This is a genomic window from Mesorhizobium sp. CNPSo 4661 (assembly GCF_057784215.1).
Window position 1 is genome coordinate 21,867 of sequence record NZ_JBWGIO010000041.1, and the last position, 9,116, is coordinate 30,982.

The 9,116-nt window shown below is 58.9% G+C and carries 5 protein-coding genes and 1 pseudogene; 5 read left to right on the forward strand and 1 reads right to left on the reverse strand.

What is annotated here, in order from left to right:
* Positions 1–284: 284 nt before the first annotated feature.
* Positions 285–506: pseudogene (locus AC0YKC_RS32665) on the reverse strand (beta-ACP synthase); the annotation flags it as partial.
* 864 nt (positions 507–1,370) lie between these two features.
* On the opposite strand from AC0YKC_RS32665, the gene nolL reads away from it, so the two are divergent.
* The 5 genes from nolL to AC0YKC_RS32690 all read left to right on the forward strand — a co-directional run.
* On the forward strand, positions 1,371–2,492 hold the full coding sequence (gene nolL / locus AC0YKC_RS32670) for a nodulation factor fucose acetyltransferase NolL (RefSeq protein ID WP_488514059.1): 1,122 nt from the start codon (positions 1,371–1,373) through the stop codon (positions 2,490–2,492).
* A 603-nt stretch (positions 2,493–3,095) separates the two neighbouring features.
* Entirely contained in the window at positions 3,096–4,478 is a 1,383-nt protein-coding gene (locus tag AC0YKC_RS32675) for a tyrosine-type recombinase/integrase (RefSeq protein WP_488514060.1), read from the forward strand.
* A 1,032-nt stretch (positions 4,479–5,510) separates the two neighbouring features.
* A complete protein-coding gene (locus tag AC0YKC_RS32680; RefSeq protein WP_149804167.1) occupies positions 5,511–6,434 on the forward strand; it encodes an ABC transporter permease subunit in 924 nt (307 codons plus the stop codon).
* Complete coding sequence (locus AC0YKC_RS32685; protein ID WP_488514061.1) at positions 6,427–7,551, forward strand: ABC transporter permease; 1,125 nt, start codon at positions 6,427–6,429, stop codon at positions 7,549–7,551. Before AC0YKC_RS32680 ends, AC0YKC_RS32685 begins: the two co-directional genes overlap by 8 nt.
* Before the next feature lie 17 nt (positions 7,552–7,568).
* Positions 7,569–9,116 (forward strand): ABC transporter ATP-binding protein (locus tag AC0YKC_RS32690; protein WP_488514062.1); only part of this gene is annotated, 1,548 nt, incomplete at its 3' end.

The window sequence follows — 9,116 nt, forward strand, 5'->3', positions numbered from 1 at the left end:
TCCTTACCTGATCGATTAAGATGATCCTGAAATGAGAGGCCAAGAAACGAATGCGCCGGCCGTCCAGGTGCCATGGAGCAGCGGATGCTGACGCCCAGCGCAGTGAATTCCGCGACGATTAAAATTCGCCTTCTTCGACAGTGTTAGCTTTCAGACGCTACCCATTCTGCCTAGACGGTGATCGTCAAACATGCGGGGCATGGATCGGTAACCGCCCGCTTGGCGGCCCGTTACCCCATCTAGTTGCGGGCGGTGTTTTCCGATCTCGTGATCCAGGAGGCCGGGCACGACAGCTTCTGGACCGCAAACCGCCGGCCGAGGCAATGCGCATGCATGGACTTGGTGGACGAGACAGACCTCGAATAGGCATGGTCTGCGAAGACGCGCTTGATTGCCGCCGTCTCGGTCTGATCATTGGCCTTGGTGCCGGTGCCATGGGCGTTGAGGTAGTCCACGTCCTCGGCATTCAGCCCGGCGTCGGCAAAGCAAGCGCGCATCTCGGCCTCCACTCACCAAAACCAATTGGATTTTGGATTACACAGACCAGATGAGTTCCGGCGGGTCTGCGACGAAAGATGGAGAAAAACGTCGGCCGGCAACCGAGTTTGCGCCCGCACATTGAAACTCGGTGTGTAACGTGGATTGTCGTCAAACGTCTCGTCCGCCAATGGCTTTGCGTCGAGGTAGTCGGATCTAGGCCCTTCGGAAGACGTCGGAGAGTTCGAAATGGTTGGCCAGATGCACTCATTTTCCCAGGACAACCTCCACCTCACCTCTGAGCTCATGGAAAATTCTTTCCCTTCGGCTCTTCACGCTCTCGTCACGCGCTAGCGGGTGATCGGCGCGTATGAGCTGCTTCAATGCGAGATTGAGGAAGATTGATAAAATCATTTGTTTCGATGAGACCCATCCGCGCTGTGGATGTTCGAAGCGTGCCTTGTCACCGGCGCCTGATACGCATGTATCCATCGTGCGCATGCGTTCCATCAACACAATCGATTTTACCAAGCAAATAGAATAGCGGATATGAAAACGTCGGCCGGGGAACAGGTCCACGGCGGAATGCGAGCCGCCTCTCGCCGACCATGTCAGACTGTCCGCTGCTTCAGGAAGGCTTAGGGACGTACCGGCGTGGAAGGACCCTTTGAAAGCAATCGAAGTTGACCGGTGTCAGCCCTGAGTTCCGGTTGATCTACCAGGCGGCGGCACGGCTGCAATTTAGCGTTGAGGACGAAGTTCATTGGAAATATTTTCGGCCTTCCACGGAAACCTTTCGAATGTCGATGCAACGGCTCTCAGGCTTTGCCAAAGCGCTCTTGTCGTTCGCGAACCACTAGATCCAATGAGGCGAAAGATAGGCTGGCGGTACGATGCTTAATCACATAACGGTCGGCGCGACGGGGCGCGACTCGCGCCCAGAAGGGACAAATTTCCGAGACATAAGCTTTGATTTCGCTAAAGGCGTTCTCATTATCTTGGTGATAATTGGGCATCTATTGCAATATCTGATTTATCGCGACACTGACGCCTTTTGGCTGTCGCCGTACTTCAAATCGATCTACATGTTTCACATGCCTCTATTTATGGCGATAAGCGGATATCTTTCTTCTGGAGCGGTTCTGCGCAAATCGTTTCGTCAGGGTGTCAGTGATCGAGCAATGCAATTGGTATTGCCAATGCTTTTTTGGTGTGTGTTTATTTGGATATCGAAGGCCGCCATAATTTCGCCGGCGAACAGTTTAACCGGTGGAATGTTGGATTTTGCGAGGGAATTCATTGGGACATTCTGGTTCATCTGGGCAGCATTCACTTCCTTCGTCGCTATAAAGTTACTTATGACTTTCAATCGGTTGTCGGTGTGGATGATAAGCGCATCTGCAATTGCAGTCGCATTCGCGCCCGTCACATGGTCAATAGCCCCGTTGGTACGATACACCTATCCGTTCTATTGTTTGGGGTTCTTGTTTGCCCAGCCGATAGGGTGGAAGACAATTATCATCTGGCGCCACAAGTGGATCCTCGTCACCTTGCTTTCGATAACAGCGTTCATGTGCTTCCTTGCTTGGGGCAAGAACACGTATGCCTACAACAATCTTGTTTTGATCTACGATCAACAGTCAGCGAAACAAGTATTGCTAATGTTCACTGGCTCGATAGCGGCTTCAGCAGTGGCAATGCAGTTTATGTTCCTATGCTGGAGAATTGGCTATTCAACTCGAATAGCTCGTTTTGTCGCGGTGGAGCTTGGTCAGAGCACACTGCTGCTTTACCTGGTCCAGGGTGTTGTTTTTCGCCTCATGGATTTTATACAGTTCGGAGAACTCTGGGATATCACGACCAGAATCGGGGTCGCAAGTGTGCTTGGAGCTGCGATTGTTGTCACAGCGATGACAATTCGCAGGATTGTTCGCCACCTTGGGGATATCTGCGCTAAGGCGAAAATTTATCTGGCGAAGCTGGTTAAGCGGCGCTCTGCCGCTTGGTCTCGATGACCTTGATTCCGTCCGGGAACACCTACCTTCTTGCAGAAAGCGCCGCCGCCACGATACGGAAGAGCGTCAAGAAGAGGCTGATCAAAACCCGATAGTTCTGCGCAGTACGCGTGGATTCGAAGGACGCTCTCTCCGTCGGTAAATGACCGAAATCATCACGGCTCGATTTCGGATACGCTACATCGCGGGTCGGCGGTAGCGGAACTCTGGCTCGATCCACCCCGCTATCTAAAATAGCGCCCCATCGGATCGACAGTTCCTGTGCGGGAACCGAACTTATCCACAAGAGTATTTTGTTGGTATTTTTGTTGGTAACCTCGAAGATACATGGGCTCCAAAGGTTTGAAAACAAAGTCAAATTCATTTCACTTAGATTCCGCCTCTGGGCACCATCACCTCTCCTCCTGACAGCCCCTTTCGCCGAAGCCTCTACGCCTCAGTCTCGGCAACCGCGTGAATTCGCTTCGTTTTTCGGTGCGAAAGAGATCCTTGAGCGAATTTCGTCGCGGTTCGGCAAATTTCGTCCAACGGCGCGAGGTGTTGGTATTTTTGTTGGTATCTGAGAACCTGTTGGTATCGAAGCAGCAATAGGAGGTCCCACAAATGGCTCTCTCCGACGTGAAATGTCGCAACACCCGGCCCGCGTCCAAGCTCCAAAAACTGTCCGACGGCGGAGGGCTGCAGCTATGGATCCAGCCATCGGGAACACGGCTGTGGCGCGTCGCCTATCGGTTCGACGGGAAACAGAAGTTGCTGTCTCTGGGTAGCTACCCTGTCATTTCACTGGTGGATGCCCGCCAAGCGCGCGATGAAGCCAAACGCCTCCTCAAGGCTGGTGCTGACCCGGCGCAGGAGCGCAAGTTCCAAAAAGCCGGTTCGCCAAAAGACACCTTTCGCTCAATCGCGAACGAATATATTGACAAGCTGAAGAAGGAGGGACGCGCCGACCGGACGATCAGCAAGGTCAAATGGCTGCTCGACTTTGCCTATCCGACAATCGGCGATAGGGGCATTCGACATATCGATACGGCCGCCGTCCTTACCGCCCTCCGTCGCGTGGAGGTTCGCGGTCGTTACGAATCGGCCAGGAGACTGCGCTCAACGATAGGCAGCGTGTTTCGATACGCGATCGCGACCGCACGCGCCGAGACAGATCCGACAATCGCTTTGAGAGGCGCGCTCATCAGCCCAAGGGTCACACCGCGTGCTGCGATCACCGATCCTAAGGCCTTGGGAGGCTTGCTCAGGGCGGTCGATGCGTTTGACGGACAGCCTACAACCCGAGGGGCCTTAAGGCTGATGGCGCTGCTGTTTCCCCGCCCCGGCGAGCTGCGCGCAGCCGAATGGGACGAGTTCGATTTCGAAACCTCGGTGTGGATCATCCCTCAAGCACGCATGAAAATGCGACGGCCGCACCGCGTACCCCTTTCAAGGCAGGCCATCAGCGTCCTGACCTCACTTAGAGAAATCTCTGGTAGTGGTTCGCTGCTGTTTCCTAGTGTTCGATCCGGTTCGCGTCCGATTTCCGACAACACGCTTAACGCCGCCCTGCGCCGTATGGGCTACGGCAAGGAAGAAGCTACCGCGCACGGTTTTCGAGCAACGGCATCAACTTTCCTAAACGAATGCGGAAAGTGGCATCCGGACGCGATAGAGCGGCAGTTAGCCCACATTGAAAACAACGACGTTCGTCGGGCCTACGCCCGGGCAGAGCACTGGGAAGAGCGCATCAAGATGATGCAATGGTGGGCCGACCGTCTGGATGAACTCACGCGCAAAAACGCGCGGGTAATCTCCATCGGGGGACGCGGCAAGCCTGCTGTCCATGCACCATCGCGACAGTCCACGCCGAACCCTGCACCGAGCGAAGACCAAAATCGCGCATCTGAGAATGCCATCACTTACCGCCGCGCCATCAGGACCACGAGTCTTCTCTGTTCGTCGAGGAGCGGCGGATCGGCGGCCGCAGCAAGAAACTCGATGTAAACAAAGACCCGGAAATCGCTGAAAGCGTCTTGTCGGGCCGCAAGTCCGGCGCTGAAACGGCCAGGCTCTATAATATCGGCGAGCCGACCGTATCGCGCATCGTCGCCGCCCGCCAGACCAGGAGTAGCCCCTGAAAGCCATGTATGGACGCCCTTGGCCGGCAAGGGTGAATTTGTAGCTTTGAGACGTGGGGTCGCTTGCATCCATGTATCCGGCCTCTTGATAGCCACAGCTGCTGGCCTTGATGGCATCCGCGGACCGGTCCCAAATCGATAATACGAGCTCGAAAGGCCCTAGGATACAGTCGGGTTTGGCTCGTTCCGAGGTCGCCGACCTTTTTCCTTTCACTTCGATCTCACACTCGCAAACTACGAACGCTCAAGTTCGGCCTCGGTCAGGCGGTGGTTTGCCGGACGCCGTTCGATCAGCGCGGCAAGCCACGCCGTCTGCATACCATTGCTGCGTCCGGTTCATCGCAGCACGGCATGCGCCAACGATCAGCAAGCGAGTGGCGGTCGCGACAGCGACACGTTTGTGCACCAACGCCCATCGCATCCGTTTGGCTATGCGTATAAGTCAGGTTTTTGTCAGGTTCGACGAGTATGTCCGGCAACAATAGCGCGACCACTTCCGTGCCTGCCCTCTCGCCTGGCAGACACACACAGGAGAAATACATGCCAAGGCGTCATCAACGTAACTCGCGTAACACCGCGACGATCAGCTACAAGGGCCATCATTCCTGCCGCAGATCATGGCTCATGCAGTCTGGCTCTACTGCAGGGTTCCCTTGAGCCTGCGTTTGCTCGAGGAAATTCTGCCGGGAATGCGGGAGCGTGGTTTCGTATGAGACAATCGCGGGTAGGCATGAAATTCGGTGCGCATTGCGCTCGCCGCTTGCGCCACAACTAGCACAGCCGAAAAGACGGCTGGACCTGGACGAGGTCGTCATCACCATCGCCGGAAACACTTGTTGTGGCGCGGCATCGACCAGGATGGCCATGGGCTCGACGAGATGGATCAAGCGGAGCGCCGATGCTGCGTTATGTCTTCCGGCGGTTGTTGACCGCCATCCCGACGCTATTCGTCATCGTGACGGTTGCGTTCTTCCTGATCCGTGTCGCGCCTGGCGGCCCGTTCAACCAGGAAAGGGGCCTGAGCCCCGAGATAAGGGCCAATCTCGAAGCCCAGTTCGGCCTCAACGATCCGCTCTGGCTGCAATATGTCCACTATCTCGGCAATCTTTTGCGCGGCAATTTCGGCCCGAGCTACAATTTGCCTGACTTCACCGTCACGGAACTCTTCGCCAAGGGCCTGCCGATCTCGGTGCAGATCGGTTCGTCGGCACTGGTGCTGGCTCTGCTGCTCGGCTCGATCCTCGGCACGATCGCGGCGCTCAACCAGAATAAACTGGCCGATTATTCGGTGATTGCTTTGGCCACGGCCGGCAGCACCATCCCGACCTTTGTCATCGCGCCGGTGATCCAGCTCCTCTTCGGGCTGTCCTGGAAGCTGTTGCCGATCGGCGGCTGGGGCGAGGGCGCCTTCATCAACAAGGTCGGGCCCGTGCTGACGCTCGCCTTGCCGCAGATCGCCATCGTCGCCCGCCTGATGCGCGGCTCGATGATCGAGAGCCTGCGCTCGCACCATATCCGCACCGCCCGCGCGCTCGGTCTCTCCGATTGGTCGGTGGTGGTCAAGCACGCGCTCCGCGGCGCCGTCCTGCCGATCGTCTCCTTCACCGGTCCGGCGGCGGCGGCGCTGCTGACCGGCTCGATCATCGTCGAGACGATCTTCTCCATTCCGGGCGTCGGCCGCTATTTCGTCGATGCCGCGCTCAACCGCGACTACACGCTGGTCATGGGAACCGTGGTGGTGATCGCGCTCTTCACCATCGTCTTCAACCTGATCGTCGATCTTCTCTATGCGGTGGTCGACCCGAGGGTGCGCTATGACTGACCTTGCCGTCGCCGTACCCGAGCCCATCGTCGGCCGCTCGCTCTGGGGCAATGCCTGGGCGCGGCTGAAGCGCAACCGCGCGGCCATGTTCAGCCTCTACTACCTGGCGCTGATCGCCGTCGTCAGCGTGTTCGGTCCGTGGGTCGTGCCGCATCAATACACGGCCATCTATGGCGACTATGTGCGCATGCCGCCGAGCCTTTCGGCCTATCCGAAGCCTGAAATGATCCAGGGCGCGCTGACCGACGCCATCAAGCGCATGCGCGTCGACATCAAGGAGTGGCACCAGGACGGCAGCCGCGTGATCGTGACCGTCACGTCCAAGAAGCCAGTCGACGACCGCAACATCCGCTATCTCGACCGCTCCGACGCTTTCGACGACACCAGGATCGAAAGCAAGTCGCCCGACGGACTCGAAATGACGATGAGTTCCGCCATCAAGCAGCAATATTTCCTGTTCGGCACGGACAACACCGGGCGCGACCTGCTCTCGCGCACGCTGATGGCCGGCCGCATTTCGCTGGCCATCGGCCTGCTTGCCGGCGTCGTCGCCGGCGTCATCGGCGTCATTTACGGCGCCACCGCCGGCTTTGCCGGCGGTCGGGTCGACGAGGTGATGATGCGCATCGTCGACGTGCTCTATTCGCTGCCCTTCATCTTCTTCGTCATCATGCTGGTGGTGTTCTTCGGCCGCAACTTCGTGCTGATGTTCTTGGCGGTGGGTGCTGTGCTGTGGCTCGACATGGCGCGCATCGTGCGCGGCCAGGCGCTGTCGATCCGCAGGCAGGAATACGTCCAGGCGGCCGAAGCCATGGGCGTCGGCCAGCGCGGCATCCTGATGCGCCACGTCATCCCCAATCTGCTCGGCCCGGTCGTCATCTACATGACGCTCTTGGTGCCGCAGGTCATCATCCTGGAAAGCTTCCTCTCCTTCCTCGGCCTTGGCGTGCAGGAGCCGATGACCAGTTGGGGCGTGCTGATCTCGGTCGGCGCCAAGAACATCGGCTATGCCAACTGGCTGCTGCTGTTCCCGGCCTTCTTCCTCGTCTCGACGCTGTTCGCGCTGAATTTCGTCGGCGACGGCCTGCGCGACGCGCTCGACCCGAAGGATCGATAAAGGTGGGGATCGCTGACATGGCTTCCGAAACGATCCTCAGCGTCAAGGACCTGCGCCTCCGCTTCCAGACCCTCGACGGCACGGTCGAGGCGGTCAAAGGCATCAACATCAAGGTCAATGCCGGCGAGACGGTCGCCGTCGTCGGCGAGTCCGGCTCCGGCAAGAGCCAGACGATGATGGCGGCGATGAGCCTGCTTTCTTCCAACGGCGAGGCGAGCGGCCAGGTCGACTATCGCGGCCGCAATCTCCTGGAGATGACCAAGAGCGAGATCAACAAGGTCAGAGGCCGCAAGATCAGCATGATCTTCCAGGAGCCGATGACCTCGCTCGACCCGCTCTACTCGATCGGCAACCAGCTGATGGAGCCGATCCGCCGCCACCGCGGGCTCTCCGCGGCCGCCGCGCGCGAGGAAGCGCTGAAGCTTTTGAGGCTGGTGCGCATCCCCGATCCCGAGCGGCGCATGAAATCCTATCCGCACGAGATGTCGGGCGGCCAGCGCCAGCGCGTCATGATCGCCATGGCGCTCGCCAACGATCCCGACATCCTTATCGCCGACGAGCCGACGACGGCGCTCGACGTCACCATCCAGGCGCAGATCCTGATGCTGCTTGCCGAACTGCAGCGCAAGCTCGGCATGGCCATCGTCTTCATCACCCACGATCTCGGCATCGTGCGCCGCTTCGCCGACCGCGTCTATGTCATGCGCCAGGGCGAGGTGGTGGAGGAGGGTGACGCCGAAGCGCTCTTCGCCAATCCGCAGCATGCCTACACCAAGATGCTGCTTGCGGCCGAACCGACCGGCACCAAGGCGCCGCCGCCCGCCAATTCGCCTGTGCTGCTCGAAGGCCGCAATGTAGAGGTCGTCTTCAGGATCGGCGGCGGCTTCCTCGGCGGCGAGCCGCTGATGCTGCGCGCGGTGGACAAGATCTCGATCCGGCTGAAGCGCAACCAGACCATCGGCATCGTCGGCGAGTCCGGCTCCGGCAAGTCGACGCTTGGCCGCGCGCTGCTCAGGCTTCTGCCCAGCGACGGCGTCATCCGCTTCGGCGATCGCGACATCTCCGAGGCCGACCGGCGGGCGATGCGGCCGCTGCGGCGTGAATTGCAGCTGGTCTTTCAGGATCCGTTCGGCTCGCTGTCGCCGCGCATGACCGTCGGCCAGGTGATCACCGAAGGCCTTTTGGTGCACGAACCTTCGCTGACAGGCAAGCAGCGCGACCAGCGTGCCGTGGAGGCGCTGCGCGAGGTCGGCCTCGACCCCAATGCGCGCAACCGCTATCCGCACGAATTCTCCGGCGGCCAGCGCCAGCGCATCGCGATTGCGCGCGCCATGATCCTGAAGCCGAAAGTGGTGGTGCTGGACGAGCCGACCTCGGCGCTCGACCGCTCCGTGCAGAAGCAGATCGTCGAACTGCTGCGCAAGCTGCAGGCCGACCACGAACTGTCCTACCTGTTCATCAGCCATGACCTCGCGGTGGTTCGCGCCATGGCCGACTACATCATCGTGATGAAGCAGGGAAAGATCGTCGAGGAAGGTCCGACGCAGGAGATCTTCGACAATCCG

What these genes read in the sequence shown, in the direction of transcription:
- AC0YKC_RS32685 (WP_488514061.1), top strand. Translation starts at nt 6,427, where the DNA reads ATGACTGACCTTGCCGTCGCCGTACCCGAGCCCATCGTCGGCCGCTCG.
- nolL (WP_488514059.1), top strand. Translation starts at nt 1,371, where the DNA reads ATGCTTAATCACATAACGGTCGGCGCGACGGGGCGCGACTCGCGCCCA.
- AC0YKC_RS32680 (WP_149804167.1), top strand. Translation starts at nt 5,511, where the DNA reads ATGCTGCGTTATGTCTTCCGGCGGTTGTTGACCGCCATCCCGACGCTA.
- AC0YKC_RS32675 (WP_488514060.1), top strand. Translation starts at nt 3,096, where the DNA reads ATGGCTCTCTCCGACGTGAAATGTCGCAACACCCGGCCCGCGTCCAAG.